Raw genomic sequence first — 26,703 nt, forward strand, 5'->3', positions numbered from 1 at the left:
AGGCGACTGTTAGGCTTCCCCGGGCCTCCACGCAGGTGTGTGGGGGCGTAGTCAGCCGTGACGGGGGACCAGACCCTCGCGCGGCACCAGTAACCGAAAGGCCGATCCTGTGCTAGGCGCGTTCGCCAACGCTTTCCGCACGCCGGACCTGCGGCGCAAGCTGCTGTTCGTCCTGCTGATCGTCACGATCTTCCGGCTCGGCTCCCAGGTGCCGACCCCGGGCGTCAACGTCGCCAACGTGCAGGCGTGCCTCAGTGACGTCGAGTCCGACGGCCTCTACCAGCTCGTCAACCTGTTCTCCGGTGGCGCGCTGCTCCAGCTGACGATCTTCGCGCTGGGGATCATGCCCTACATCACCGCCAGCATCATCCTGCAGCTGCTCGTCGTGGTCATCCCGCGGCTCGAGGCGCTGAAGAAGGAGGGCCAGGCGGGCCAGACCAAGATCACCCAGTACACGCGCTACCTGACGCTGGGCCTCGCGCTCCTGCAGGCCACCGGCATCGTGGCGCTCGCGCGCTCGGGCAACCTGCTCCAGGGCTGCACGCGCGACCTGCTGCACAGCGACAGCACCGCGACGTTCCTGACGATGGTGCTCACCATGACCGCCGGCACGGCCGTCATCATGTGGCTCGGCGAGCTCATCACCGACCGCGGCATCGGCAACGGCATGTCGATCCTCATCTTCACCCAGGTGATCGCGACCTTCCCGGGCTCGCTGTGGCAGGTCCAGCAGACCCAGGGCTGGTGGGTGTTCGGCATCGTCATGGTCGTCGGCCTGATCCTCGTGGCCGCGGTCATCTTCATCGAGCAGGCACAGCGCCGCATCCCGGTGCAGTACGCCCGACGCATGGTGGGCCGCAAGATGTTCGGCGGCTCCTCGACGTACATCCCGCTGAAGGTCAACCAGGCCGGCATCATCCCGGTGATCTTCGCGTCCTCGCTGCTCTACCTGCCGGCGATGGCCGTGCAGTTCAACCAGACCAGCTCCTCGCCGGTCATCTCGTTCATCAACAAGTACTTCGTCAGCGGCGACCACCCCCTCTACATGGCGGTGTACTTCGGCCTGATCATCTTCTTCACGTACTTCTACGTCTCGATCACCTTCAACCCCACGGAGGTCGCGGACAACATGAAGAAGTACGGCGGCTTCATCCCCGGGATCCGGGCGGGCAAGCCGACCGAGGACTACCTGTCCTACGTCCTGTCCCGCATCACGTTCCCCGGAGCGCTCTACCTCGGCCTCATCTCCCTGGTGCCGCTGATCGCCTTCGCGCTGATCAACGCCAACCAGAACTTCCCCTTCGGCGGCACCTCGATCCTGATCATGGTCGGTGTCGCGCTGGACACGGTGAAGCAGATCGAGAGCCAGCTCCAGCAGCGCAACTACGAAGGGTTCCTGCGTTAAATGAGGCTGATCATCATGGGCCCGCCCGGTGCCGGCAAGGGCACCCAGGCGAAGTTCATCGCCGAGCACTTCGGCATCCCCGCCATCTCCACCGGCGACATCTTCCGGGCCAACGTGTCTGAGGGCACGCCGCTCGGCATCGAGGCCAAGCGCTTCATGGACGCGGGGGAGTACGTCCCCGACGAGGTCACCAACCTCATGGTGCGCAACCGGATCGACGAGCCCGACGCCGAGCCCGGCTTCCTGCTGGACGGCTACCCGCGCACCCTGGCGCAGGTGGAGGAGCTCGACGGGATGATCCGCCACACCGGTCACGCCCTCGACGCGGTCGTCGTGCTGACGGTCGACCAGGAGGAGGTCGTCGGGCGTCTCCTGCAGCGCGCCCAGACCGAGGGCCGGGCCGACGACACCGCCGAGGTGATCCGCCGCCGCCAGGAGATCTACGGCGAGGAGACGGCGCCCCTCATCGACGTCTACCGCGACCGGGGCCTCCTCATCGAGGTCGACGGCCTCGGCGAGGTCGCCGAGGTCACCCAGCGCATCTTCGACGCGCTCGACGCCGTACCCCAGAGCTGACCGGAGGTCCCTGACGTGTTCGGCAACAGGGGCCTGGAGATCAAGACCCCGGACCAGATCGCCCTGATGAGGGTGAGCGGGCTGCTGGTGGGCCGCACGCTGGAGCTGCTGCGCGACGCCGCGCGCCCGGGGGTGACCACGGGCGAGCTCGACCGGCTGGCCGAGTCGCACATCCGGGACAACGGCGGCATCCCGTCGTTCAAGGGCTACAGCCACCCGCCGTTCCCGGCGACGATCTGCGCCTCGGTCAACGACGAGGTCGTGCACGGCATCCCGGGGGACCGGGTGCTCCGCGACGGGGACGTCATCTCCATCGACTGCGGAGCGATCGTCGAGGGGTGGCACGGTGATGCGGCGATCACGGTGCCCGTGGGCGAGGTGGCTGCGGAGACCCTCGAGCTGCTGCGGGTCACCGAGGAGGCGCTGTGGCGCGGCCTGGCCGCCGCGCACCTCGGCGGGCGGGTGGGGGACATCGGCCACGCGATCGAGGGCTACGTCCGGTCGCAGGGCCGCTACGGCATCCTCGAGGACTACACCGGGCACGGCATCGGCACCGAGATGCACATGCCGCCCAACGTCCCCAACTACGGCAAGCGGGGCAAGGGGCCCACCCTCGTCGAGGGCCTGGCCCTGGCGGTGGAACCGATGGTGACCCTGGGCAGCAAGGACACCGACCTGCTCGAGGACGAGTGGACCGTCGCCACCGTGGACGGCAGCATGGCCGCCCACTTCGAGCACACCTTCACCCTCACCCCGGCGGGTGCCTGGGTGCTCACCGCCCTCGACGGCGGCCGGGCGCGGCTCGCCGAGCTCGGCGCCCGGTACGGCGGTTCCTGACCGCACGTCGCAGGGCGGACGGTTCGACCGGGGCGCTCGGTCCGTGCCAGACTGACGGCACCAGGAGGGGAGTATTCCCCCACGATGGTGTCGTCAGTACGGCGTGGGTACCTACTCGCTCCCGGTGCCATCGGCTCGTGCGGCCATGCGTCGCGGAGTGGAAGAGACCTCCGGCACGACCGCCCGCGGGCGGCTCGGAGCTCACCATCCCCCTATCCCTCCCGGAGGAGCACACCCGTGGACGTCCCCACCTGGGTCTGGATCGCCACTGCCGTGGTGACCGTCGTCATCTTCACCTTCGACCTGGCCATCGTCGGCCGCCGACCGCACGAGCCCTCGATGCGCGAGTGCACGGCGTACCTGTCGATCTACGTCGGCCTGGCGGTGATCTTCGGCCTGGGGGTCTGGTACACCTCCGGCGGCACCTACGCCCTGGAGTTCTACTCCGGCTGGCTGGTCGAGTACTCGCTGTCGATCGACAACCTCTTCATCTTCATCATCATCATGAGCAAGTTCGCGGTGCCGCGTGAGCTCCAGCAGTACGCCCTGATGATCGGCATCGTGATGGCCCTGGTCATGCGGGCGATCTTCATCGCGGTGGGCGCGGCGGCGATCAACAACTTCAGCTGGGTCTTCTACCTCTTCGGCCTCTTCCTGATCTACACGGCGGTCAAGCTGGCCCGCGAGGGCGGCGAGGACGAGGACGAGTACGAGGAGAACAAGCTCGTCCTCTGGGTGGAGAAGCGCTTCCCGGCCACCAAGGAGTGGCACGGCCGCAGCATCTTCATCAAGGAGAACGGCAAGCGGATGATCACGCCGCTGTTCATCGTGATCCTCACCCTGGGCACCACCGACCTGCTCTTCGCCCTGGACTCCATCCCCGCGATCTTCGGCATCACCAAGGAGCCCTATCTGGTGCTCACGGCCAACATCTTCGCGCTGATGGGCCTGCGCCAGCTCTACTTCCTCATCGGTGGCCTGCTGCAGCGCCTGATCTACCTCTCCTACGGGCTCGCGTTCCTGCTGGCCTTCATCGGCGTCAAGCTGATCCTGCACGCGATGCACGAGAACGAGCTGCCGTTCATCAACGGCGGCGAGCACATCACCTGGGCGCCGGAGATCCCGATCTGGCTCTCCCTGGTGGTCATCATCGCCACGCTCGCGGTCACGGCCGTCGTGTCGCTGTGGGCGTCGCGCCGGATGACGCCCGTCGAGCAGGACGCGGCGACCGGTCCGCGCCGCGACTGGGACGACGACTGACCCCAGCCCCGCTCCACCGAGGACGTCCCCGTCGGCTCAGCCGGCGGGGACGCACTCGTTGGTGGCCGGGGACTCGTCGCTGCCGCGGACGAGTCGCACCTCGAGGCAGATCTCGTCCCGGGTCCGGATGAGGACCCGGTCGCGGCCGGTGCGCTCGAAGTCGCCCGAGTCCAGCCGCTGCCAGATCCACCGGTCGCCCGGCTCGAGCTCGTCGCGTGTGCGCCAGCGGAACACGACGCCGTCCGCGGTCCGGGTGCCGGTCAGGGAGGGCGTCGCCGTGAGGTTCTGGGGGATGAGGTCGGAGGGGGTGGTCTCGGCCGGCGTGGTGGGACCGTCGGTCCCCGGCTCGTCGGGGCGGTCGCTGCCGCCGAGCAGAAGCCCGCCGACCGCCGCGGCGACGGCGACCACGCCGGCGACGGCCCACACGACGCTCGTGACACCGTTGCGGCCCGTCGCATCCTCGGCCTCCTGCTCCTCCTGGGCAGAGGCGATCCGCCGCGGGCCGGAGGCGGAGATGACCGTGACGGCCTTCATGACCGTCCGGTCCTCCTCGGGCTCGGGCGGTGCGGCCCGGACCGAGGTGTCCGGTCGGTCGCCCTCCACGGCCACGGCGGTGCGCGACCAGCCGGCGGCCGCCTCGATCTGCTGGAGGCTCCGCGCCAGCTCCAGGGCGCTCTGCGGCCGGTGCGCGGGCTGCTTGGCCAGGCACTGCTGCAGGAGGCGGTCGAGCGCCGGCGGCACGTCGGGACGTTGGGTGGCCGGGGGAGCGGCGTGCAGGATGCGGGCGCTCAGGGCACGGGTCGAGTTGTCCCCCGACGGGATGGAGAACGGCGACCGGCCCACCAGCAGGTGCCAGATCGTCGCCCCGAGGGAGTAGACGTCGGAGGCGACCGAGCCGTTGGACCGACCGTCGAGCAGCTCCGGCGGAGACCACGGGTAGGAGATCCGGACGTCGCTCTCGCCCTCGATGTCGGCCATGTGGCCGGCGATGCCGAAGTCGGTGAGCGCCGGCTCGTGGTAGGTCGTGACCAGCACGTTGCTCGGCTTGATGTCGCGGTGCAGGATCCCGGACCGGTGCGCCGTCTCGATGGCGCTGGCCAGCTTGATGCCCGTCGCGACCGCGTCCACCACCGGCATCGGGTTGGAGCGGACGCGCACCCCGAGGTCCGGCGGCGGGCAGTAGCGCATGACGAGGTAGGGCCGCCCGCCGTCCTGGGTCACCCCGGCCGTGATCACCGAGACGATGTAGGGGTGGTCGGCCAGCCGGGCCATGGCGTTGGCCTCGGCGGTGAACAGCTGCTTCTCGCGGTCGTTGAGGGGTACGTCGGGGCGCACCACCTTGACGGCGACGCGCTGTCGCGGCCACTGCTGCTCGTAGAGGAAGACGTCGGCGAACCCGCCGCTGCCGAGGTGCTCGACGAACTGGAACCCCGGGATGACCGGGGCGCTCACAGCCCGCCCACCGAGCCGGCCGCGGACCCGACCTCGTAGCGCACCTCGTAGACCTCGGCCAGGTCGAGGGTGGTGCCGGGCTCGAGCACGTAGGCCTCGCCCGCGCGCATGCGTACGGGATCACGTCCGGGCATGGTGAGCATGGTGCCACCCCGGGAGTCCAGGTCGTGCGCGAGCACCTGCCAGCCGTCCAGCTCGATGTGCAGGTGCATGCGGGACACGAACGTGTGGTCGGGGGGGAGGTGCACCAGGTGCGGCCAGTCGGTCGTGCCCTCGAGGGGGGCCGGCTTGCGGCCGAGCACCACGCCCCGGTCCAGGGGCACGACCTCACCGGTCGGGAGGCGCAGGCCGCCCAGCGGCGGACGGGGAACGCGCCGGGGCTCCTGCGGTGCGACCTTCTGGTGGCACACCCGGCAGGTCGGCCGGGCCGGCGAGGTCAGGTGGCCCTGGGGGCAGCTGATCGCCAGGACGGTCTCGTGGGTGCCGTGACGCAGGTGGGCGGCCGGCTCGGGCCGGTGCACCGTCGCGCCGTCGTGGTCGTCGTGGTCCTCGACGTCCGCGTCGGGCTGCTCCGGTGCGGAGCGGATCGTGGTGTGCCCGCCCTCGCGGATGCGCTCCATGAAGCCGGGGTCGGGCTCGGTGGTGTCGTGGAGGGACCCGGTGTCCTCGCTCGCCGGTCGCTCCTCGAACCGGGCGCGGGGGCGGGGAGGCGGCGGGCCGTCGGGGCCACGGGCCGCCAGGATCGCGTCCGGGATGCCGTCGATCATGCCCGCGACCGGCGCGGGGGCGGGAGCGGCCACCACGGGGGCCGGGGCGACCTTGTGGGCGAGCGGCCGCACCTCCGCCCGGCTCGCGGCCACCACCCCGGCGACCAGCCGGCGGGTGGGGGTCGCGTGCGCGGGGTCGGCGCCGCCGTCGAGGGCCAGGAAGCGGTCGGCGCCCAGCACGCGGACGTGCCCGGCACCCCGCGAGATGCTCGTCGAGCCGCCGGAGGACAGGTCGACCACGGCCAGCGCGGGCGGATCGCCGTCGAAGGTCTTGTCGAGCACCGCGAGGACCTCCTCGGTGACCGAGGCGGTCGCGGGGCGGGCCAGCGAGACCAGCGCCCAGAGCTCCTCCAGCACGTCGTCGTCGTGCGGGTCGGTCACCAGGACCCAGTGATCACCGGCCCCCAGCAGGACGCCGTCCCCTGCGGCGTACCTGGTCTCCACGACCACGCTGCGTCTCCTCGTTCCGTGCGAGTGCACCCGTCGGGGACGATAGTGTCACCACTCCGGGCCGTGGTGGGCCACTCCGTCCCAACTTGTCCGCCGCCCGGTACGAACCTAGGCTCCATCCTGCGCCGTCGGGGGACGGGAGCACATTCTCGCGGTAGGGGGCTGTCCAGTGGCTCGGGTTGGATTCCTGCGACGGCACCGTGCGGCCATCGCCTCCAACACCGCTCTCGTGATCGCCGCGGGAGCCGTGCTGGCCTACGCCGTCTCCGCCGACGGCTACCAGGCCCACGAGGCCGAGCTCAACGACGGCGGCATCTGGGTCGTCAACGGCAAGGAAGGCCTGCACGGCCGCATCAACAAGCCGATCAACCAGCTCGACAGCGTGGTCTTCGCCGACCGCGGGGACCTGCCGCTCGACGTCGTGCAGGACGGCGCCGCCGTGCTGGCCGTCGACGAGCGGGCCAGCACGGCCCAGGTCATCAAGCCCAGCACCTCCGAGCTCGACTCCACCGGCAGGATCTCCGTGCCCACCACGGGCGACCTCCAGCTGGCCGGCGGCACGCTGGCCTCGGTCGACGCCGAGACCGGGGGCCTGTGGGCCGCCCGCGTCGACACGGTCTCCGGCGCCTCGCTCGTCTCCGAGGTCGACCGCCAGTCGGACCCGGTCGAGGAGGTCGGCGAGGGCGCCGCGCTCGCGGTGAGCCAGGCCGGCACCGCCGTCGTCACCTCCGCCGAGGAACGCACGGTCACCTACCTCGTCGCCCGCGAGGGCGACTTCGCCGACCCGAGGACCGAGGACCTCCCCGACGCCTCCGGCGAGCCGACCGCCGTCACGACCGTCGGCGAGACGGTCGTGACCCTCGACGCCGGGACCGGCACCCTCGCCGTCCTCGGCGGGCCCACCGCCACGGTTCCCGAGGACAGCGTCCTCCAGCAGGCCGGGCCCAGCGCAGACGCGGTGCTGGTCGCCAGCCGGGGCAGCCTGATGAGCGTCGACCTCGGCAGCGGCCGGGTCACGGTCGTGACCGAGGGGGTCAACGGTCAGGCCACCGAGCCGGTCCGCCTCGGTGCGTGCGAGTACGCCGCGTGGTCGGGCGGGCTGGGCACCGTCGCGGTGCGGTGCGGTGACGACGAGCCGACGGTCTCCACGCTCGGCGGCAAGGGGCGCGACCTCGCCTTCCGGGTCAACCGCGGCGAGATCGTGCTCAACGACGGCACGACCGGGTCGGTGTGGGACGTCGAGGACCTCGAGCCCCAGAAGATCGACAACTGGAACGCCTTCACCGCGTCCAAGAAGGTCGAGGACCAGGACAAGAAGAACGAGGAGCAGAGCACCGGCGACCGTCGACCGCCGAAGGCCAAGCCCGACCAGTACGGCGCCCGCCCGGGGCGGACGACCGTGCTGCACCCGCTCGACAACGACTCGGCCCCCGACGGCCGGCTGCTCAGCATCGTGGAGGTGGACGAGCCCACGGGCGGGGCGCAGGCCGAGATCAGCCCCGACGGCCAGACCATCGTGCTGTCGCTGCCGGAGGACGCCCGCGACACCAGCTTCGCCTACTTCATCGACGACGGGCGCGACAGCTCCGACAACGCGGTGATCTCGGTCGACGTCCGCGGACCCGGCGAGAACCGTCCCCCGGGCGTGCGCGACGGCTACGAGGCGCCGGTGTTCCGGGTCCCGGCCGCCGGGGCGCTGTCCGTGCCCGTGCTGGCCGACTGGCGCGACGACGACGACGGCGACACCGTGGTCCTCGACTCCGCGGTGGCCCTCGGCGGCCAGCAGACGGGCGCGGTGGCGCGCACCACCTCCGACGGCCGGATCCGCTTCACCGCCCCGCGCGACGGCGGCGAGCCGGTCCGGGTCCAGTACGCCGTCACCGACGGGCGGTCCGCGCCGGTCGAGCGTGCGATCACGTTCCAGGTGCAGGACAAGCTCGACCAGGACGCCTTCGAGGCCGACGCCCAGCCCGACGTCGTCCGTGGCGAGGTGGGCCAGCCCATCAAGATCCGGCCGCTGCTCAACGACCTGCCCGGCTCGGACCCGTCGACCCCCGAGACCGAGCTGGCCCTCGGTGGCAAGCTCCCGGGCCAGTCCGGCGCGACGATCAGGACCGACCTCGAGAACGGCATCATCACCTTCACCGGCTCCAAGGCCGGCACCTTCTTCCTCGACTACGACGCGGCCTACGGCAACGCGCCCCTCGACGGCAGCACCATCCGGGTCGACGTGCAGCCCGCCCGCGGCGACCGCGACCCGGTCGCCATGCCCGACAGCCTCACGGTCTACGGCCAGTCGGCGGCGATCGTGGACGTGCTGGCCAACGACCTCGACCCGGCGGGCGGCCTGCTGGCGGTCCAGCGGGCCGAGGCGAACGACCCCGACCAGCTCGACGTCGCGATCATCGACGGCAGGTGGCTGCGCATCTCGGCGCGGCAGGGCGCGCTCTCGCCCAACCCGCAGCTCGTCTCCTACACGATCAGCAACGGCCCTTCGTCGAGCGTCGAGGGCGAGGTGTCGGTCAGCCTGCGTCCGGCCCCCAAGGACAACTCGCCGGTCACCGCGTCCGACCGGGTGCACGTGCGCGCCGGCACCTCGGTGACCGCGCCCGTCCTGGACAACGACCTCTCGCCGTCCGGCGACCGGCTCTCCCTGCTCGGCGACGTCGTGGAGGGCGCGCCCGGGGAGCTCGAGGTGATCGCCCCCCTCGACGTCAAGGGGGACGTCGGCCGGGCGTTCGTGTCGGGTCGCACGGTGCGCTACGTGGCGCCGCCCGACATCAAGCAGCGCGACTCATTCCAGATCCCCTACGTGGCCGCGAACACCACCGGGCAGACCTCGCCCGGACGGCTGACCGTGATCATCACGCCGGCCGACGCGCCCAACACGGCACCCGAGCCGCCGACCCTGGAGTCGCGGGTCGTGTCCGGCGACACCGTCAAGGTCCGCCTCCCCGGCAGCGGCGTCGACCCGGACGGCGACCCGGTGACCATCGCGGGCATCACCTCCGCCCCGCGCAAGGGACGCCTGGTGGCCTTCGGCGGCAACTACCTGGAGTACCAGGCCTACCCGCGCACCGTGGGCACCGACGAGTTCGAGTACTCCGTCGTGGACACGCAGGGGGCCGCGGCGTCCGGGACGGTGCGCGTCGTCGTCGTACCGCCGGAGGAGCCGCAGAGCCCGCTCGCCGTCGACGACCAGCTGACCGTGGAGCCGCGGCGCACCGCCACGTTCGACCCGTTCGCCAACGACTTCGTCGCGCCCGGCGACGACGTGCAGATCGAGCTCGTTGACCCGCCGGCCGGGGTGTCGCTGGACGACGAGACCAGCCTGGTCACCGTGCCCGCGCCCGAGCGCCTCGACGCCGCCGCCGTCACGGTCGTCTACGAGATCACCAACGGCATCGACCGGTCGCGAGCCGTGATGAGGCTGGAGACGGCCGAGAACTTCAACAACCCGCCGGTCCTCTACGACGCGTTCGGCCGCGCCGACGACAGCGAGAGCGTCACCGTCGACGTGCTCGACGGCGCCTACGACCCTGACGGGCGCGCCGACGACCTCCGGGTGGCGGAGGTGCTCGGAGACCCGGAGGTGGCCCGCATCGACGGTGACCGGGTCAAGGCCAACCGTGCCGCGTCGCCGCTCGTGGTGCCGTTCCGCGTCGAGGACGCCGACGGCGCCTCGGCCACCGCGTCCCTCTACGTGCCGCCGACCGGCACCGGCATTCCCTACGTCAAGCCGGACGCTCTCATCGAGCTCGAGCGAGGGGGGCGTGCGTCGGGCAAGCTCGAGGACTACGTCGTCAACCCGTCCGGCGGGACCTTGCGGCTGACCGGCAAGCGCGCCGTCAACGCCTCGCCGGCCGCCCTGCAGCCCGCCCCCGACGGCGAGCGTGGCTTCACCATCGAGTCCGACGCCGAGTACCGCGGCCCCGGCGCCCTGCTGCTCGAGGTCACCACCGCCACCGACCCCAGCGGCAACGAGGATCCCCAGGACCCGGCCGACGGCTACACGGCACTGCTGTCGGTCCCCGTCCAGGTCGGTGACGACACCCCCGAGCTCACCTGTCCCGAGACGACCATCCCGATCGCGGCCGGCCAGGTGTACGACCTCGACATCGGGTCGCTGTGCAACGTGTGGACGCTCGACCCCGGCGACGTCGACGACCTCGTCTACGACGGGACGTTCACCCAGTCGGTCCAGGGCGTGTCCGTCGCGGGCACCGGCAGCCCGGTGCTGCGCGTGAGTGCCGACGAGGGCGCCACCGAGGGCGGCACCGCCGTCCTCTCGGTCACCGCCGGCAACAGCAACGCCGAGCAGATCCGGTTCCGCCTCGACGACGCGCCGCCGCCGTCGCTGCTGCCGATCCGCGTCGACGACCTCGAGGCCGGGCAGTCGCGCACCTACGACCTCGCGCCCTACCTCGAGCCGGGGGTCTCCCGGCCCGACCCGACCGTCGTGTCGGTCGACCCCCTCGGTGGCTCCGGAGTGACCGCCTCGGCCAGCGGGTCGTCGGTCACGCTGAAGGCCGGCCCCGACGCCCAGGGGACGTCGGCGTTCCGGATCGTGATGAGTGACGTCTCCGACTCGAGGAGCCGCGAGCGCACCGCGGAGGGACGGATCCAGTTCGAGGTCCGGGGCACGCCCGGAGCGCCAGGACCGCCCCGCCCCTACCCGTCACAGCAGTCGCAGAAGATCTCGATGGGCTGGGAGCCGCCCAGCGACGACGGCGGCTCGCCGATCACCCACTACGTGGTGCAAGAGCAGCGCTACGGCAAGGAGATCACCTGTCGCACCAACGAGTGCGACTTCGGCGGTCTCGACAACGGCAAGCGCTACACGTTCAAGGTCGCGGCGGTCAACAAGGTCGGCCGGGGGGAGTGGAGCAGCGTCTCCAAGTCCGCCTTCGCGGACACGGCCCCGGGCCGGGTCGACGACATCCGCATGAAGACCCGCGGCGACCACACGATCACGATCGCCTGGAAGCCGCCCACGACGGTGACCTCCAAGGTGCTCAGCTACCACGTCACCTGGCTGGGCGGGGAGCAGACCGTGCCGGGTGACCAGACGTCCCTGCTCGTGGGTGGCCTGGACAACAACACGCAGTACTCCTTCACCATCAAGGCGCTCAACAAGGTCGGGTACGCCCCGCCGCGCACCTCCGACCCGTTCCAGCCGCTGGGCACGCCGGCGCCGCCGGGGACGCCGACCGTGGCGGACCTCGAGTCCGGTCTCGACCGCACCTCCGTGCGAGTGACGTGGCCGTCCACGTTGCCCGAGGGGCCCGGCGACACGCTCTACACGGTCAGCTACAGCACCGGCCAGGGCGCCGCCAACGTGCCCGGATGCGTCAAGGTGCAGGCCCTCACCTGCGTGCACTCAGGTGTGGAGTACGACGGGTCGACCTACGCCTACACCGTGCGAGCGCACAACGTGGCCAACACCTCCGGCCCCAGCCAGCCGGCGACCTTCCAGGCGGTCGGCAGGCCGGCCGCGTGGGGGGCGTGGGCCGTCGCCCCGACCGGCGCGGACCAGCAGCTCCGGGTGACCGCCACGGCCCCCGACTCGCGCGGCGCCCAGTCGATCGCCAGCATCCTCGTCGGCGGCCAGGTCGTCTGGACCAACTCGGTCAAGGCGGGCGCGGGCATCAGCGAAGTGGTCCCGACCTCCACGAACGAGGCTCCCGCGCAGGTCCAGCTGCGGATGTGCAACGAGTTCGCCAGCCAGGGCGGCTGCTCCTACTCCGACGCCAAGACCGCACAGAGCTACGGGCCGCTGCGCAGCAACCACCTCAACCAGCCCACGGCCTCGGTCAACGGCCTCAACGTCGTCTGGACCATCAGCGGCACCTCCAACGGCGACGCCGCGATCGCCGGTGTCAGCATCGACGGCGGTCCGGAGGAGGCGGTGCGTCTCGGCGGCCCGGGCCAGTTCAGCTTCACCCGCAGCATGACCGTGGCGGACTTCAACAGACGAACCGACGTCCGCGTCCGGTTGTACGACGATGCGCCCAGCGGGCGGGGAGAGGCGTACGCCTCCGCCGGGACCGAGTCGGGCGACCCGCCTCCTCCGACGGTCAACATCTACAAGCAGCGCTCGTGCAACGACGGCGACGACAACCCGGACAACGACTGCAGCAACCTCGGGCAGTTCGGCTGCACCAACGACCGGTGCGGGTTCCTCGGCATCCGTGTCGAGGGTGCGCGCGAGAACTTCGGCTGCCAGGTGACCACCTCGACCGCCAACCAGAACCTCTACAAGTACCAGCCCAACATGTCCAACGGTGAGACCGTCACCGACTGGGTGTTCGACGCGGGCTACATCGAGGTCACGTGCGAGGCGGGCAAGGGCGGCCCCAACTACTTCAGGGTGAAGGCCGGACTCAGCTGGTGACCCCGACGCACATCCACTCACGACAGGAAGCCCCATGACGATCTCGCACGAGCAGGCCGACTGGTTCAAGCAGACCTTCGACCAGCTGACCGACAACATGGAGAAGGCCGTGCTGGGCAAGCGGCACGTCGTACGCCTGGCGCTGACCTGCCTGCTCTCCGAGGGCCACATCCTCCTCGAGGACTTCCCCGGCACCGGCAAGACGATGCTGGCCCGGGCGCTGGCCAACACCGTGCAGGGCAGCCACGCCCGCATCCAGTTCACCCCCGACCTGCTGCCCTCGGACGTCACCGGTGTGACGGTCTACGACCAGCACAAGGGCACCTTCGACTTCCACCCCGGCCCGATCTTCCACTCGATCGTGCTGGCCGACGAGATCAACCGGGCCTCGCCCAAGACGCAGTCCGCGCTGCTGGAGGTCATGGAGGAGGGGCGGGTCACCGTCGACGGGGTGGCGCACCCGGTGGGCCAGCCGTTCCTCGTGATCGCCACCCAGAACCCCATCGAGCAGGCCGGCACCTACCGCCTGCCCGAGGCCCAGCTCGACCGCTTCCTGATGAAGACGTCCATGGGCTACCCCGACCGGGCCGCCACCATCGAGCTGCTCGTCAACGCGGCGGTGCGCGACCGCGCCTCGCTCGTCACGCCGGTCATCACCGCCGCGACGATCACCCAGATGAGCAAGCTGGCCGACGACGTCTACGTCGACCCGGCCGTCGTGGGGTACGTCGCGGAGCTGGCCGAGGAGTCGCGTCGCCAGCCGCACGTCAAGCTCGGTCTCTCCGCGCGCGGCTGCCTGGCGTTCATCCGGGTCGCCAAGACCTGGGCCGCCGCCGACGGCCGAGACCACGTCGTGCCCGACGACATCAAGGAGCTCGCCGAGCCGGTGCTGTCGCACCGCCTGCTCCTCGACGCCGAGGCGCAGTTCAGCGGCGTCAGCGTCCAGACCGTCATCGGTCGCCTCCTCGACGGCGTCGCACCGCCCACCGACCGGGTGGCCTGACCCGACGATGGATCGAGTGACGGAGACGCTGGGCATCGTCCGGCCCACGGGCTGGCTGGTCCTCGGCATCGGACTGGGCGCGGCGTACGTCGCGACCCTGGCGGGCTGGCGGGAGATGGGCGTCCTGGCCGCAGCCTGCCTGCTGCTGCTGGCGCTCGCGGCGCCGTTCCTGCTCGGGCGCACCTCCGTGGACGTCGACCTGCGCCTCGAGCCCGAGCGGGTCGCCGCCGGCGACTCGGTCGCGGCGGGCGTGGTCGTGCGCAACATCGCCTCCGGGCGGCTGCTGCCCACGACCCTCGAGGTGCCCGTGGGGTCGTCCACCCACCGCTACGGCATCGGCTCGCTGCCGGCCGGGGGAGTGCACGAGGAGTCCTTCACCATCCGCACGGAGCGTCGCGGCGTCATCCGGGTGGGCCCGGCCACCACCCGGCGCGGCGACCCGGTCGGCATCTTCTCCCGCGACATGGTGTGGACGCCGGTGCGCGAGGTGCTCGTCCGCCCGCCCATGGTGCCGCTGGACTCCCTGGGTGCCGGCCTGCTCCGCGACCTCGAGGGTGTCTCCACCGACGCGGTCTCGCAGAGCGACCTGGCCTTCCACGCGCTGCGCGAGTACGTCCCGGGTGACGACCTGCGTCACATCCACTGGCGCTCGTCGGCCAAGGTGATGGCCTCCACCGGCGAGTCCGCGCTCCTCGTCCGGCAGTACCTCGACACCCGGCGCAGCCATGCGGCGATCGTCGTGGACGACCAGCGCTCGTCCTGGAGGAGCGACGACGAGTTCGAGGACGCCATGTCGGTGGCCGCGTCGGTCGCGGTCCGCGCCGTCCTCGACGAGTTCGACGTCTCCTTCGTGTGCGGCGAGACCGCATCGACCGGTGCGGACGGCCACCTCGCGCTCGACGCGGTGTGCCGGGCCGACTTCGGCGAGACCGGGATCGTGGCGGCCGGACGGCGCGCGACGCTCGTGGCTCCCGACTGCAGCCTGCTCTTCCTCGTGGGCGGCGCCGACACCTCCTTCACCGACCTGCTCCGCGCCTCGGCCGCCTTCCCGCCCGAGGTGCGCCGGTTCGCCGTCGTGCTCGACCCCGAGGGCAGCAGCCGGGTGACCGAGACCGGCGGGCTCCCGGTCCTGCACCTCGCCGCCAAGGAGGACCTCGGCGGCCTGCTCCTGTGGAGCCTGCGATGAACCTCACCCCACGACGTTCTCCGTCTCCTCCGCTCCGCTCCTCCGCCGGACAACGCCGCGGGGGCCCCGAGTGAGCCACGTCGACACCCAGACCCGCACCCGGCCGAGCCACCTCGTCCCCGACGGCCGAGCCGTCGTCGACCTGGCGTTCGTCCTCCTGCTCACCGGCGTGGCCCTGGCCGGACTGGCCACCTCGTTCACCGGCTGGTCGTTCCTGGTCGTCGGCATGACCGGCGCCGTCCTCGCGGTCGTCGTCACCCACCTGTCCCGCGCCCTGGGCTGGCCGTTGGTCGCGCCGGTCCTGGTCCTCGGCCTGGTCTTCTTCCTGCTCGGAGGACCGCTGACCCTGCGCTCGGTGGGGGACACGGCCTTCGTCCCCGGCGGCGAGACGCTCTCCAGGCTCGTCGACCAGGCCATCCACGGGTGGAAGGACCTGCTCACCACCCTGCCGCCCGTCGACGGGGACGGCCCGTTGCTGGTCCTGCCCTGGCTGCTCGGGCTCGTCGCGGGCGTGCTGGGCACCACGCTGGCGCACCTGCGCCTGCGGCGGGCCTGGTTGACCGCCCTGCTGCCGGTGCTCGGGCTCACCGCGGTGCTGGCGACCGTGATCCTGCTCGGCGTCCGGCACCCGCAGTCGCTGGTCCTGCAGGGGTCTGTCTTCGCCGGCCTCGCGCTCGGCTGGCTCGCGCTGCGCTCCCGCCGGGCCTCGGCCAGCGTCCACGGCGGCACGTCGGGCTGGGGCCGCCTGGTCGTCGGCGCCGGAATGGTCGCGCTGGCCTCGGCGCTCGCCGTACCGGCCTCGGGACTCGTCATGGACGAGGACGCCGACCGCAGCGTGGTGCGCAACTGGGTCGAGCCGCCGTTCGACATCGGCCGCTACCCCTCGCCGCTGGCCGGCTTCCGCAAGTACGTCGACCTCCTCGGCAAGAAGGACGCGGCCAACGTCCACGACCGCACCCTGTTCACCATCGAGGGCGCCCCGGCGGGCACGCGCGTGAGGTTCGCGGCGATGGACCACTACGACGGGATGGTGTGGGGCGCCTCCGACAACGCGCTGCCCGAGCCGGCCGCCGACTCCTTCCAGCGGGTCTCGTCGACCATCGACAACCCGGTCGAGGGGGAGGAGTTCGAGGCCACCGTCACGATCGGGGAGGCGTACGACGGGGTGTGGCTGCCCACGATCGGCGCGCTCCAGTCGCTGGACTTCCGCATCGGGGACCCCGCCGGCAAGGCCGAGGCGTTCCGCTACAACCTGGCCACGTCCACGGCCGTGGTGCCCACCGGGCTCCACGAGGGCGACACCTACACCTTCACGGCGGTCGCCCCCGACGACGCCCTGGACGAGACCACGGTGGCCTCGGACGCGGCGGTGCCGCCGCCCGAGGGCACGACGTTCCTCAAGGCGCCGGCCGCCCAGTGGTCGGCCAAGGCGACCACCCCGATCGAGCGGGTCCGGGCCATCGCCGAGCACCTGCGCCGGGAGGGCAAGTACTCCGACGGCGTCCGCAAGTCCGAGCAGGTCCACCACCCCGGCCACAGCATCCGGCGGCTCGGCGAGCAGTTCCTCGCGGCGCAGCAGATCGTCGGCAACGACGAGCAGTACGCCGCCGCGATGGCCCTGCTCGCCGGCGAGGTGGGGGTGCCGGCGCGGGTCGTGCTGGGTGCCGAGGTGCCCGAGGACGGCGTCGTCACCGGCAAGGACGTCTCGGCGTGGGTCGAGCTGCGTGCGGCCGACGGGTCCTGGCGGACGCTGCCCACCGAGGCCTTCATGTCCGACGAGCCGCCGGCCGACGAGCTGCCGGAGACCAACACCCCGATGACCGGCACCATCGTCCCGCCGCCGGCGCCGATCCCGCCGCCGTCCGACGCCGGCGACCAGAGCGATGCCGACCTCAAGGAGCGCAAGGCGGACAAGAAGGACGCCGACGAGGAGGACGAGGAGTCGGTCGTCGACCGGCTGCCCGGCTGGGTCCGGGTCGTCGTGACCTACGTCGGCGGGCCGCTCCTGGCGGTGCTGCTCCTCGTCGGCGCGATCGTGGGCCTCAAGCTGCTCCGCCGCCACCGTCGCCGCAACGCCGCCAGCGTCTCGGCCCGCTTCGTCGGGGCCTGGCGCGAGCTCGTGGACCAGGCCCGCGACCTCGGGCAGCCCGTGCCGCTGGGACCGACCGTCACCCGGCGCGAGCAGTCCGGGTCGATCGGCTCCGAGCAGGCCGGCCCCCTCGCCCGGCGGGCCGACAGCTTCGTCTTCGGGCCGAGCGTGCCCGAGGCCGGCGCCGCGGCGTCGTACTGGGAGAGCGTGGACGCGGAGCGTCGCCGGATGAGGCGCGCGCTGGGTCGCCGGCAGCGGTTCCTGGCGGCGGTCAACCTGCGGTCCCTGCGTCCCACGACCCCGAGGGTGCGCCGCCGGTCACGATGATTGGTCTTTTGGGAGAGCGCCTGACTAAACTGGCGTGTCGGCCCAACGTGGGTTGCGTTTCGTGGTGCCTCGCGGCTGCCTGATCACGCTCGACCGTCCTGGACGGCGGTCGGTGTCGTGCCTGGGATGAGGCACCCGGGACCACTGCACGAGGTCCACCGGTCCCCACGGACCGGAGGTTCCCGGGCCACCCGCGCCACCCACGTGGCGCGGTGCACCAACGGTAGACACACGACCAACAGATTGTGGAGGACATGCCGAAGAAAGAAGGCGTGATCGAACTCGAGGGCTCCGTCGTGGAGGCCCTTCCGAATGCCATGTTCCGGGTCGAGCTGACCAACGGACACAAGGTCCTCGCCCACATCAGCGGCAAGATGCGTCAGCACTACATCCGGATCCTCCCCGAGGACCGCGTGGTGGTGGAGCTGTCCCCCTACGACCTGACCCGCGGTCGGATCGTCTACCGCTACAAGTGACCAGCCGATCCGAAAGGTCCTTCTGATGAAGGTCAAGCCCAGCGTCAAGCCGATGTGCGACAAGTGCAAGGTCATCCGTCGTCACGGCCGCGTCATGGTCATCTGCGAGAACCCGCGCCACAAGCAGCGGCAAGGCTGAGCTGACGCTCCGCCCGCAGCACCCGACGTACCCAAACTGAATAACCACACAACGTGATCGCTAGCCCGGCCCCGCCGGCGCGAAGACACCTCCGGAGCAGTGGCCGGAGCCCGCAGGAGCGGGACGCGACACGACCGAAACCACTGTGAGCAACAGACAAGGAAAGCCACATGGCACGCCTCGTTGGTGTCGACCTCCCGCGCGACAAGCGCATCGAGATCGCTCTCACCTACATCTACGGCATCGGCCGTACCCGCGCCCAGCAGCTGCTCGCCGCGACCGGGGTCGACCCGAACGCGCGAGTCCACACGCTCGGCGACGAGGAGCTGGTCAAGCTCCGCGACGAGATCGAAGCCAACTTCAAGATCGAGGGTGACCTCCGTCGCGAGGTCCAGGCGGACATCCGTCGCAAGATCGAGATCGGCAGCTACCAGGGTCGCCGCCACCGCATGGGCCTCCCGGTCCGCGGTCAGCGCACCAAGACCAACGCGCGCACCCGCAAGGGTCCTAAGCGCACTGTCGCCGGCAAGAAGAAGGCGAAGTGACCCTGCGCTGACGCGCTGAGTCCCGCCCCTTCACTCGAAGCTTCCAGACCAGAACCTCACAGGAGATACCTGAATGCCTCCCAAGAGCCGCGCGACCAAGGTCCGCCGCAAGGAGAAGAAGAACGTCGCTCAGGGCGAAGCCCACATCAAGAGCACGTTCAACAACACCATCGTCACGATCACCGACCCCACTGGTGCGGTGATCTCGTGGGCCTCTGCCGGCACCGTCGGCTTCAAGGGCTCGCGCAAGTCCACGCCGTTCGCCGCGCAGATGGCAGCCGAGGCTGCGGGTCGTCGGGCGATGGAGCACGGGATGAAGAAGATCGACGTCTTCGTGAAGGGCCCGGGCTCGGGCCGCGAGACGGCGATCCGTTCGCTGGGTGCGATCGGCCTCGAGGTCGGCACCATCCAGGACGTCACCCCCACGCCCCACAACGGATGCCGGCCGCCCAAGCGCCGCCGCGTCTGACCCGACACCCGAGAAAGAGAGACTTCCAGCCATGGCCCGTTACACCGGCCCGATCACCCGCAAGTCGCGCCGCCTCGGTGTCGACCTCGTCGGCGGCGACGCTGCCTTCGAGAAGCGTCCCTACCCGCCCGGCCAGCACGGCCGTCGCCGCATCAAGGAGAGCGAGTACCTCCTCCAGCTGCAGGAGAAGCAGAAGGCCCGCTTCACCTACGGCGTGATGGAGAAGCAGTTCCTCCGCTACTACAAGGAAGCCAACCGTCGCCAGGGCAAGACCGGTGACAACCTGCTCCAGCTCCTCGAGTGCCGCCTCGACAACGTGGTCTACCGCGCCGGCTTCGCCCGCACGCGTCGCCACGCCCGTCAGCTCGTCGTGCACGGCCACTTCCTCGTCAACGGCCACAAGGTCGACATCCCGTCGTTCCAGGTGTCGGCCCACGACATCATCGACGTCCGCGAGAAGTCGCTGGAGATGACCCCGTTCATCGTCGCCCGGGAGACCCACGGCGAGCGTCACGTGCCTGCGTGGATGGAGGCGATCCCCAGCCGGATGCGCATCCTCATCCACCAGGTGCCGGTCCGTGCACAGATCGACGTGCCGGTCCAGGAGCAGCTGATCGTCGAGTACTACTCGAAGAAGTAACCCCTTGCCGGTGGCCACCTCCGGGTGGCCACCGGTCCCTCCCTTTCACAACAATCCTGTGAGTTCGGGCCCGTCAAATGGTGGGTGGGTCCGGAAAGGAAAGAATCAGTGCTTATCGCTCAGCGCCCGACCCTGTCGGAAGAGACCGTCGACGAGTTCCGTTCGCGGTTCGTCATCGAGCCGCTGGAGCCCGGCTTCGGCTACACGCTCGGCAACTCGCTGCGCCGTACCCTCCTGTCCTCCATCCCCGGCGCCTCGGTCACCAGCATCAAGATCGACTCGGTGCTGCACGAGTTCTCGACCATCGAGGGCGTGACCGAGGACGTCACCGAGGTCATCCTCAACCTCAAGGGCCTCGTCGTCTCCTCCGAGCACGACGAGCCGGTCGTGATGTACCTGCGCAAGTCCGGCGCCGGTGACGTCACCGCCGCCGACATCACCCCGCCCGCGGGCGTCGAGGTCCACAACCCCGACCTCAAGATCGCCACCCTGTCCGACAAGGGCAAGCTCGACGTCGAGCTGGTCGTCGAGCGTGGCCGTGGCTACGTCTCGGCCGTGCAGAACAAGGGCGCCGACAACGAGATCGGCCGCATCCCGGTCGACTCGATCTACAGCCCGGTCCTCAAGGTGACCTACAAGGTCGAGGCCACCCGTGTCGAGCAGCGCACGGACTTCGACAAGCTGGTCATCGACGTCGAGACCAAGCCGTCGATGCGTCCCCGCGACGCCATCGCCTCGGCCGGCAAGACGCTGGTGGAGCTCTTCGGGCTCGCCCGCGAGCTCAACGTCGAGGCCGAGGGCATCGACATCGGCCCGTCGCCCGTCGACGAGCAGCTCGCCGCCGACCTGGCCCTCCCCGTCGAGGACCTGCAGCTGACGGTCCGGTCCTACAACTGCCTCAAGCGCGAGGGCATCCACACCGTGGGTGAGCTCATCAGCCGCTCGGAGCAGGACCTGCTCGACATCCGCAACTTCGGCGCCAAGTCGATCGACGAGGTCAAGGCCAAGCTGGTCGAGATGGGCCTGTCCCTCAAGGACAGCGCGCCCGGCTTCGACCCGCACGCTGCCCTGGCGGCGTACGGCGACGACGACGACGACGCCTTCGTCGAGGACGAGCAGTACTGAACTGAATTGCGCGAGCGTGTCGCCTTCGGCGCCACGCTGCCGCACCGCGGTTGACCTTCACGGGACTTGCGGTTGCCTGGCGTCGTACGGCGTCGGGCAGCCGCATCCAGGTCGAGGTTCGCCACCCACCCAAACCGTCCGCCGGTCCCGGCGGGCGTCTACCCGGTACCTGACACGGCCGGAGAGAAGCGAGAACTGAGATGCCCAAGCCCAAGAAGGGTGCCCGCCTCGGCGGCAGCCCGGCCCACCAGCGCCTGATCCTGTCGAACCTGGCCACCAGCCTGTTCGAGCACGGCCGGATCACCACCACCGAGACCAAGGCCCGCATGCTGCGCCCGGTCGCGGAGAAGCTGATCACCAAGGCCAAGCGTGGAGACCTGCACAACCGTCGCGAGGTCCTCAAGACCATCCGCGACAAGTCGGTCGTGCACACCCTCTTCACCGAGATCGCGCCGACGTTCGCCGAGCGTCCGGGCGGCTACACCCGCATCACCAAGGTGGGTCCGCGCAAGGGCGACAACGCCCCCATGGCGGTCATCGAGCTCGTGACCGAGGCCTACAGCCCCAAGGCGGCCTCGACCAAGAAGACCCGCGCCGCTGCCCCGGCTCCGGCCGCTGCGGAGGAGGAGGCTCCTGCCGAGGAGACCACCGAGACCGAGGCGACCGAGGCCGAGGCCACCGAGGCTCCGGCCGAGGAGACCGCCGCGGAGTCGACCGACGAGGCGACCGAGACCGAGGCCCCGGCCGCGGACGAGGCCACCGAGGCGCCCGCCGAGGACGACAGCTCCAAGTGAGATGACACCGCTCCACCGAAGGCCCGTCACCCCGTCCGGGGTGGCGGGCCTTCGTCGTTCACGACCGCCCCTGGGGGAGCCGGCGGCGGGCTCCGCCCAGCCGCCCGTCGCCGAGGTCGGCGCGCTGGCCGGCGCTCCAGCCGTCGCGCGCCCCGGTGCCGGAGAGCCGACGGGCGCTCGCCCTGCCCAGGTGGGGGTAGGCGTCGTCCCGGGCCGCCTCGACCGCCTGCGAGCGGTCGGCGAGCACCAGCGCGCTGGACGTGCCGTGTCCGGTGAACCTGTCCTGGGCGTGCTCGGCAGCGGCCCGCTCGACCCGGTCGAGCCGGCGGCCGATCGCGCCGGAGAAGCCGGCCAGCCAGCTGCGCCGGAAGGCGGCGGGATGGTCCCAGGAGGGCACGGGGGTGCGGGCCAGCGCGTGGAGCGCCTGGACGAGCAGGCTGGTGAAGAGGATCTCGGTCCGCTGCAGGTCCGAGCGGTGGCCGAAGAGGTGGAGGGACAGCTCCTTGGTGCCGTCGGGGTAGCGGGTGCGGCGCACGGCCCGGCACCCCAGCGCACCCGCGATGGCCGACAACAGGTCGGCCTTGTCGGCGGCGTAGGGGCGGTCGAGGACCACGACGAGGTCACCGACGACGTCGAGCGAGGGGTCGGACAGGGCGAGGAGCGCCCGGTCGATGCCGTAGGCGGCCATCAGGGCGGCGGCCTTGGCGGTGTAGGTCTCTGCCTCGGCCGTCGTCGCCGCAGGATCCTCGGCCTTGGCCAGGAGCTTGCGCACCTTGGCCAGCATCGGGCCCGAGTCGTCGGTCTCGTCCATGTCGTCTCCCTGGGCCGGTGGTGGTGGCTGCCGAGGCTGGCACGCCGCACCGACACCGCGCGGACGTCGTCCACAGGCGTCAGCGCAGGCGGGTGAGCAGCGCCCCGGCGCCGATGCTGCGGGGCACCCCGCCACCGATGGTGAGACGACGGGTCGCCGCCACCACGGCCTCGCAGGCCGGGGTCGGGATGCCGTGGAGTCGCCCGAGCAGCACCACCTCGCCGGCCAGGTAGTCGACCTCGGTGTCCCCGGTGCCGCGACGCAGGGACTGCCAGGTCGAGCCGCCGGCGGGAGCCAGCTCGGGACGCCGCCGCAGCACGTCGCCGCGCCGTCGCCGGTCGTCGTCCGCGCTGACGAGGGTCAGGCCGGCGACCTCCAGCACGCGTTCGCCCTCGGCACGGGCGACCTCGGCCAGCTCGTCGGCGTCCGGGCCGGGGGCGAAGGACGCGTCCACGCCGTTCGCGACGTTCATGAGCAGCTTGCGCCGCTTCCAGGCCATCACGTCGTCCCGCTCGACCGACTCGAAGCCCGCCGCACGGAGGTCGGCGGCGATGGCCGAGGTGCGGTCGTCGGTGCCGTGGGGGATCCGGCCCACGTCCAGGATCCCCGGCACCGGGTGGCACCGCGCGACGACGAGCCCCGGCTCGAGGTGCGTGGCGGGGAGCATGACGCACACGGCGTACGTCGCGGCGAAGCGGCGCAGGGCCGCCGACTCGGTCGCGACGCCGTTGGTCGCGCAGACCACGGTGGTGGTCGGGGGCGCGTGCGCGGCGAGGTCGTCGAGGGCGGCGGCGGCCTGGTGGGACTTCACCGCGAGGAGGACGGCCGTGTCGTCGGTCCAGCCGACGTCGGCGGCGGTGTCGGTGGCCGGTGCCACGATCCGGTGCGTGCCCCCACCCGTGTCCAGCCGCAGCCCGCCCTCGCGGATCGCGGCCAGGTGCGCGCCGCGGGCCACCAGCGTGGTGGGCCGTCCCGCGAGGTGCAGGTGGCCGCCCACCACTCCGCCGACGGCGCCAGCGCCGTAGACGACCCACCTCATCGCGACCAGCCCTCCTCGAGCAGGCGGGTGGCCTCCGGGAGGGTGAGCCCGGCGCGGCGGGCCTGGAGCGCCAGCTCCGCCGCCGCGTCGCGCACGGCGGCGGGTGTGGAGACCCGGCCGGTGACGCGGGTGCCCCGACGGCCCTCCGTGACGACCAGTCCGTCCGCCTCGAGCTCCTTGTAGGCGCGCGCCACCGTGTTGACCGCGAGTCCGAGGTCGGCCGCCAGCGCCCGCACGGTGGGCAGGCGGGCGCCGGCCGGCAGCCGGCCGTCACCGATGCGGGCCGCCAGCTGGACGCGGACCTGCTCGTACGGCGCGGTGCCCGACTCCGCGTCCAGCGGATCGAGGTCGACGCGGGCCAGCTCCATGGGCACAGCCTAGGGGCGCCGCGGGCGCCCGGATGGTGGTAGAACCTCGTCATGGAGCAGGTTGCCCTGGTGGTCGGCGAGGCGCTGGTCGACGTCGTGCGCGGCCGGGACGGCGTCGAGCGCGACCACGCCGGCGGGAGCTCGGCCAACGCCGCGGTGGCGATGAGCCGGCTGGGCCGCGAGGTGTATTTCGCCAGCGCGTGGGCGGACGACGAGCACGGGGGCCTACTGGCCGCACATGTGGCCGACAACGGCGTACGCCTGGCGGTCGACCCGGTGGTGCTGGAGCGGACGGCCACGGCCGTGGCGACGCTGGCGGACGACGGGTCCGCGAGCTACGAGTTCGACATCGAGTGGCGGGTCCCGGACGTGGTCCTGCCCGGGCACGTGACGCCGGCGGTGGTGGTCTACGGCTCGATCGGTGCGGCCCTGGCGCCCGGCGCCGACGACGTGGCCGCTCTGGTGGAGGCAACCCGCGCGGGTGCGCTGACCGTCTTCGATGTCAACGCCCGACCGGCCATCACGGGGACCGGGGGAGCCGTGGTCGCGCGGGCCGAGCAGATGGCCCGGCTGGCCGACGTGGTCAAGGCCAGCGACGAGGACCTCGAGGCGCTCTGGCCGGGACGCACCCACCGCGAGGTGGCGAGCCGCCTGATCGACGCGGGCGTCGGAGCCGTCGTGGTGACGATGGGCGGGGCCGGGGTGAGCTGGTACGCCGCCGAGGACGAGGTCACGGTGCCGGCGCCGGCGGTCGACGTGGTCGACACGATCGGTGCCGGCGACACGGTCACCGCGGCCGTCGTCCACGCGCTGTGGGAGCGGGACGTCGTCGGCGCCGGCGCGGGGGAGAGGCTCCGGGCGCTGGCGCCGGCCGACCGGACCGCCGTGCTCGCCTTCGCCGCCCGAGCCGCGGCGGTGACGGTGAGCCGCCCGGGCGGGGACCCTCCGCACCGCCACGAGGTGGAGTGACCTGCCTCAGCGGGCCGGAGGGATCCATCCCGGGTCGCGCCCGATGAAGCCCAGCAGCTGGTCGACCACCGGTGCGTCGTCGGGGACCGGCACCGGCGCGCCGTACTGACCCGACGACCGCATCACGGCCTCGATGGGCCGCATGCCCTCCAGCAGCGTCCCGGCGAAGACGGGGTCCAGCCGCACCTCCTGCCCGGTCGCACGGCCCAGGTCCCAGGTGTGCATGAACACGTCGGCGGTGTAGAAGCGGTCGATCGCGTCCGCGAGCCGGTGGTCGCCCGCCATCGGGTGGCTGAACGGCTCGTCACCGCGCTGGTCGAGCAGCGCCTGGACCGCGTCGGCGTGGTGCCGCCAGGCGGCCGGCGGGTCCTCCTCGACCGACGGACCGGCCGGCAGGTCGACCCCTCCGCCGGCCAGGAAGCCGGGGAACCAGGTGACCAGGTGGTCGATGACGTCGCGGGCCGACCACCCGTCGACCGGAGCGGGCGCTTGCCAGTCGCGGGTGCCGGCCACGAGGTCGCCGAAGGCCGCGGCGACCTCGCGGTGGCGGGCCGCCGGTGCGTCGGGGAGCGTCGTCGCTGACCGGTCCATGTCAGACCGCGCCCTCGGCGAGCAGGGCGTCGAGCTTGGCGTAGCCCTCGTGGATCCCCACGTCCATGCCGCTGGACAGCATGCCGTCGCGGCCCTCGAAGGAGTCGCACAGCGAGAAGGCGTGGAGCCGGGTCCGTCCGTCCCCGAGGTCCTCGAAGGTCACGGTCTCCAGGGCGATGGCCTCGGGCATGCCCTCCCACACGAAGGTCTGGACGATGCGGTTCTCGCCGACCTCGGGGAACGTGCCGCGGAAGGCGTACTCCTCGCCGTCGCGCTCGGCGACGTAGCGGTAGGAGCCCAGGGTGCGGCAGTCCCAGTGGTCGATGCGGGTGGTCAGCGAGGACGGGCCGATCCACCGGGCGAACAGCTCGGGGTCGGTGTGGGCACGCATGAGCTGCTCGGGGGTGGCGGAGAAGTCGCGCCAGATGTGGACGGCCGGGACGGTGGGGTCGGCCTCGATGGCGGCCTCGGCGTAGCGGCGGTCGTGGGTGGTGGTCATGATGCGGTTCCTTCCTCAGCGGTGGGCGAGTCGGCCTCCTGCAGGGAGGCCAGGACGGCGTCGAGGCGCGAGTAGCGCTCCTCCGCCTGCCGCCGGTAGCGCTCGATCCACTTCGACATCAGGTCGAACACCTCGGCTTCCAGGTGCACCGGTCGGCGCTGGGCCTCCCGGCTGCGGGACACCAGGCCGGCCTCCTCGAGCACCTTGAGGTGCTTGGAGACGGCCTGGAGGCTCACGTCGTACGGCTCGGCGAGGTCACCCACGGTCGCGTCGGCGACGGTGAGGCGGGCGACCATGTCGCGCCGGGTCGGGTCGGCCAGGGCGGCAAAGACCTTGGAGAGCTGGTCGGTCATCGTGGCGCCCTTCCTCAACTGATCGGTTGAACATGACGCTACGACTACCCTCGGGCTTTGTCAACCAGTTGATTGAGTACGTCGCTGGGGCAGCCAGTCGTGCACCTGCGACACCACCAGGCCCCTCACTCGAGGCCGA

At 71.6% G+C, this 26,703-nt stretch carries 24 protein-coding genes; 16 read left to right on the forward strand and 8 right to left on the reverse strand.

Features of this window, described 5'->3' with window-relative positions:
• The first annotated feature begins 109 nt into the window (after window positions 1-109).
• The 4 genes from secY (at window position 110) to DAI17_RS05530 (ending at window position 4,078) form a co-directional block, all read left to right on the forward strand.
• Complete coding sequence (secY, locus tag DAI17_RS05515; protein ID WP_107771916.1) at window positions 110-1,405, forward strand: preprotein translocase subunit SecY; 1,296 nt, start codon at window positions 110-112, stop codon at window positions 1,403-1,405.
• A complete protein-coding gene (locus DAI17_RS05520; protein WP_107771917.1) occupies window positions 1,406-1,981 on the forward strand; it encodes an adenylate kinase in 576 nt (191 codons plus the stop codon).
• Window positions 1,982-1,996: 15 nt separating this feature from the next.
• A complete protein-coding gene (gene map, locus DAI17_RS05525; protein ID WP_107771918.1) occupies window positions 1,997-2,818 on the forward strand; it encodes a type I methionyl aminopeptidase in 822 nt (273 codons plus the stop codon).
• A 237-nt stretch (window positions 2,819-3,055) separates the two neighbouring features.
• Window positions 3,056-4,078 (forward strand): TerC family protein, encoded by a 1,023-nt coding sequence (locus DAI17_RS05530; protein ID WP_234412259.1) that lies wholly within the window; start codon window positions 3,056-3,058, stop codon window positions 4,076-4,078.
• Window positions 4,079-4,114: 36 nt separating this feature from the next.
• Here DAI17_RS05530 and DAI17_RS05535 read toward each other — a convergent pair whose 3' ends face one another.
• Together DAI17_RS05535 and DAI17_RS05540 are read right to left on the reverse strand one after the other, a co-directional pair.
• The gene (locus DAI17_RS05535; RefSeq protein ID WP_107771920.1) at window positions 4,115-5,530 is read right to left on the reverse strand and encodes a serine/threonine-protein kinase; all 1,416 of its coding nucleotides are present in this window, start codon (window positions 5,528-5,530) and stop codon (window positions 4,115-4,117) included.
• Window positions 5,527-6,747 (reverse strand): FHA domain-containing protein, encoded by a 1,221-nt coding sequence (locus DAI17_RS05540; protein ID WP_107771921.1) that lies wholly within the window; start codon window positions 6,745-6,747, stop codon window positions 5,527-5,529. The genes DAI17_RS05535 and DAI17_RS05540 overlap by 4 nt, the downstream gene beginning before the upstream one ends.
• 169 nt (window positions 6,748-6,916) lie before the next feature.
• Between DAI17_RS05540 and DAI17_RS05545 the strand changes: the two genes are divergently transcribed.
• The 11 genes from DAI17_RS05545 to rplQ all read left to right on the forward strand — a co-directional run bounded on the left by DAI17_RS05545 (window position 6,917) and on the right by rplQ (window position 21,934).
• The gene (locus tag DAI17_RS05545; RefSeq protein ID WP_159081367.1) at window positions 6,917-13,141 is read left to right on the forward strand and encodes a fibronectin type III domain-containing protein; all 6,225 of its coding nucleotides are present in this window, start codon (window positions 6,917-6,919) and stop codon (window positions 13,139-13,141) included.
• Between the two features lie 34 nt (window positions 13,142-13,175).
• Window positions 13,176-14,144: an AAA family ATPase gene (locus tag DAI17_RS05550; protein ID WP_107771923.1), complete on the forward strand. Its 969-nt coding sequence runs from the start codon at window positions 13,176-13,178 to the stop codon at window positions 14,142-14,144.
• 16 nt (window positions 14,145-14,160) lie between these two features.
• A complete protein-coding gene (locus tag DAI17_RS05555) occupies window positions 14,161-15,330 on the forward strand; it encodes a DUF58 domain-containing protein (RefSeq protein ID WP_107771924.1) in 1,170 nt (389 codons plus the stop codon).
• A 70-nt stretch (window positions 15,331-15,400) separates the two neighbouring features.
• Window positions 15,401-17,746, forward strand: coding sequence for a transglutaminase domain-containing protein (locus DAI17_RS05560; protein WP_107771925.1), 2,346 nt, complete (start codon window positions 15,401-15,403; stop codon window positions 17,744-17,746).
• A 254-nt stretch (window positions 17,747-18,000) separates the two neighbouring features.
• The gene (gene infA, locus DAI17_RS05565) at window positions 18,001-18,222 is read left to right on the forward strand and encodes a translation initiation factor IF-1 (protein WP_056927040.1); all 222 of its coding nucleotides are present in this window, start codon (window positions 18,001-18,003) and stop codon (window positions 18,220-18,222) included.
• Between the two features lie 25 nt (window positions 18,223-18,247).
• The gene (gene rpmJ, locus DAI17_RS05570; RefSeq protein ID WP_056927041.1) at window positions 18,248-18,361 is read left to right on the forward strand and encodes a 50S ribosomal protein L36; all 114 of its coding nucleotides are present in this window, start codon (window positions 18,248-18,250) and stop codon (window positions 18,359-18,361) included.
• A gap of 170 nt (window positions 18,362-18,531) precedes the next feature.
• Window positions 18,532-18,906 carry a 30S ribosomal protein S13 gene (rpsM, locus tag DAI17_RS05575; protein WP_056599771.1) on the forward strand — a complete coding sequence of 125 codons (375 nt, stop codon included), beginning with the start codon at window positions 18,532-18,534 and terminating at the stop codon, window positions 18,904-18,906.
• A 73-nt stretch (window positions 18,907-18,979) separates the two neighbouring features.
• A complete protein-coding gene (gene rpsK, locus DAI17_RS05580) occupies window positions 18,980-19,375 on the forward strand; it encodes a 30S ribosomal protein S11 (RefSeq protein WP_056887144.1) in 396 nt (131 codons plus the stop codon).
• A 31-nt stretch (window positions 19,376-19,406) separates the two neighbouring features.
• On the forward strand, window positions 19,407-20,015 hold the full coding sequence (gene rpsD / locus DAI17_RS05585; RefSeq protein ID WP_107771926.1) for a 30S ribosomal protein S4: 609 nt from the start codon (window positions 19,407-19,409) through the stop codon (window positions 20,013-20,015).
• Between the two features lie 108 nt (window positions 20,016-20,123).
• A complete protein-coding gene (locus DAI17_RS05590) occupies window positions 20,124-21,140 on the forward strand; it encodes a DNA-directed RNA polymerase subunit alpha (RefSeq protein WP_107771927.1) in 1,017 nt (338 codons plus the stop codon).
• Window positions 21,141-21,340: 200 nt separating this feature from the next.
• Entirely contained in the window at window positions 21,341-21,934 is a 594-nt protein-coding gene (rplQ, locus tag DAI17_RS05595) for a 50S ribosomal protein L17 (protein WP_107771928.1), read from the forward strand.
• Between the two features lie 58 nt (window positions 21,935-21,992).
• Here the strand turns inward: rplQ and DAI17_RS05600 are convergent, their stop codons facing one another.
• The 3 genes from DAI17_RS05600 to DAI17_RS05610 form a co-directional block, all read right to left on the reverse strand.
• Window positions 21,993-22,745 carry a DUF2786 domain-containing protein gene (locus DAI17_RS05600; protein WP_199904959.1) on the reverse strand — a complete coding sequence of 251 codons (753 nt, stop codon included), beginning with the start codon at window positions 22,743-22,745 and terminating at the stop codon, window positions 21,993-21,995.
• A gap of 79 nt (window positions 22,746-22,824) precedes the next feature.
• A complete protein-coding gene (locus DAI17_RS05605) occupies window positions 22,825-23,784 on the reverse strand; it encodes a ketopantoate reductase family protein (protein ID WP_107771929.1) in 960 nt (319 codons plus the stop codon).
• Window positions 23,781-24,152 carry a GntR family transcriptional regulator gene (locus DAI17_RS05610; protein WP_107771930.1) on the reverse strand — a complete coding sequence of 124 codons (372 nt, stop codon included), beginning with the start codon at window positions 24,150-24,152 and terminating at the stop codon, window positions 23,781-23,783. Before DAI17_RS05610 ends, DAI17_RS05605 begins: the two co-directional genes overlap by 4 nt.
• 51 nt (window positions 24,153-24,203) lie before the next feature.
• Here DAI17_RS05610 and DAI17_RS05615 point away from each other — a divergent pair, with 51 nt between their 5' ends.
• Window positions 24,204-25,121, forward strand: coding sequence for a PfkB family carbohydrate kinase (locus DAI17_RS05615; RefSeq protein WP_107771931.1), 918 nt, complete (start codon window positions 24,204-24,206; stop codon window positions 25,119-25,121).
• A 6-nt stretch (window positions 25,122-25,127) separates the two neighbouring features.
• Here the strand turns inward: DAI17_RS05615 and DAI17_RS05620 are convergent, their stop codons facing one another.
• From DAI17_RS05620 to DAI17_RS05630, 3 genes are read right to left on the reverse strand one after another with little or no spacing between them, the layout of a single operon-like run.
• Window positions 25,128-25,712: a maleylpyruvate isomerase family mycothiol-dependent enzyme gene (locus DAI17_RS05620; RefSeq protein ID WP_107771932.1), complete on the reverse strand. Its 585-nt coding sequence runs from the start codon at window positions 25,710-25,712 to the stop codon at window positions 25,128-25,130.
• Between the two features lies 1 nt (window position 25,713).
• Entirely contained in the window at window positions 25,714-26,211 is a 498-nt protein-coding gene (locus DAI17_RS05625; protein WP_107771933.1) for an SRPBCC family protein, read from the reverse strand.
• Window positions 26,208-26,564 carry an ArsR/SmtB family transcription factor gene (locus tag DAI17_RS05630; RefSeq protein ID WP_107771934.1) on the reverse strand — a complete coding sequence of 119 codons (357 nt, stop codon included), beginning with the start codon at window positions 26,562-26,564 and terminating at the stop codon, window positions 26,208-26,210. Before DAI17_RS05630 ends, DAI17_RS05625 begins: the two co-directional genes overlap by 4 nt.
• Between the last annotated feature and the right edge of the window lie 139 nt (window positions 26,565-26,703).

The organism is Nocardioides sediminis (genome assembly GCF_003047295.1).
GTDB classification, from domain to species: Bacteria; Actinomycetota; Actinomycetes; order Propionibacteriales; family Nocardioidaceae; genus Nocardioides; species Nocardioides sediminis.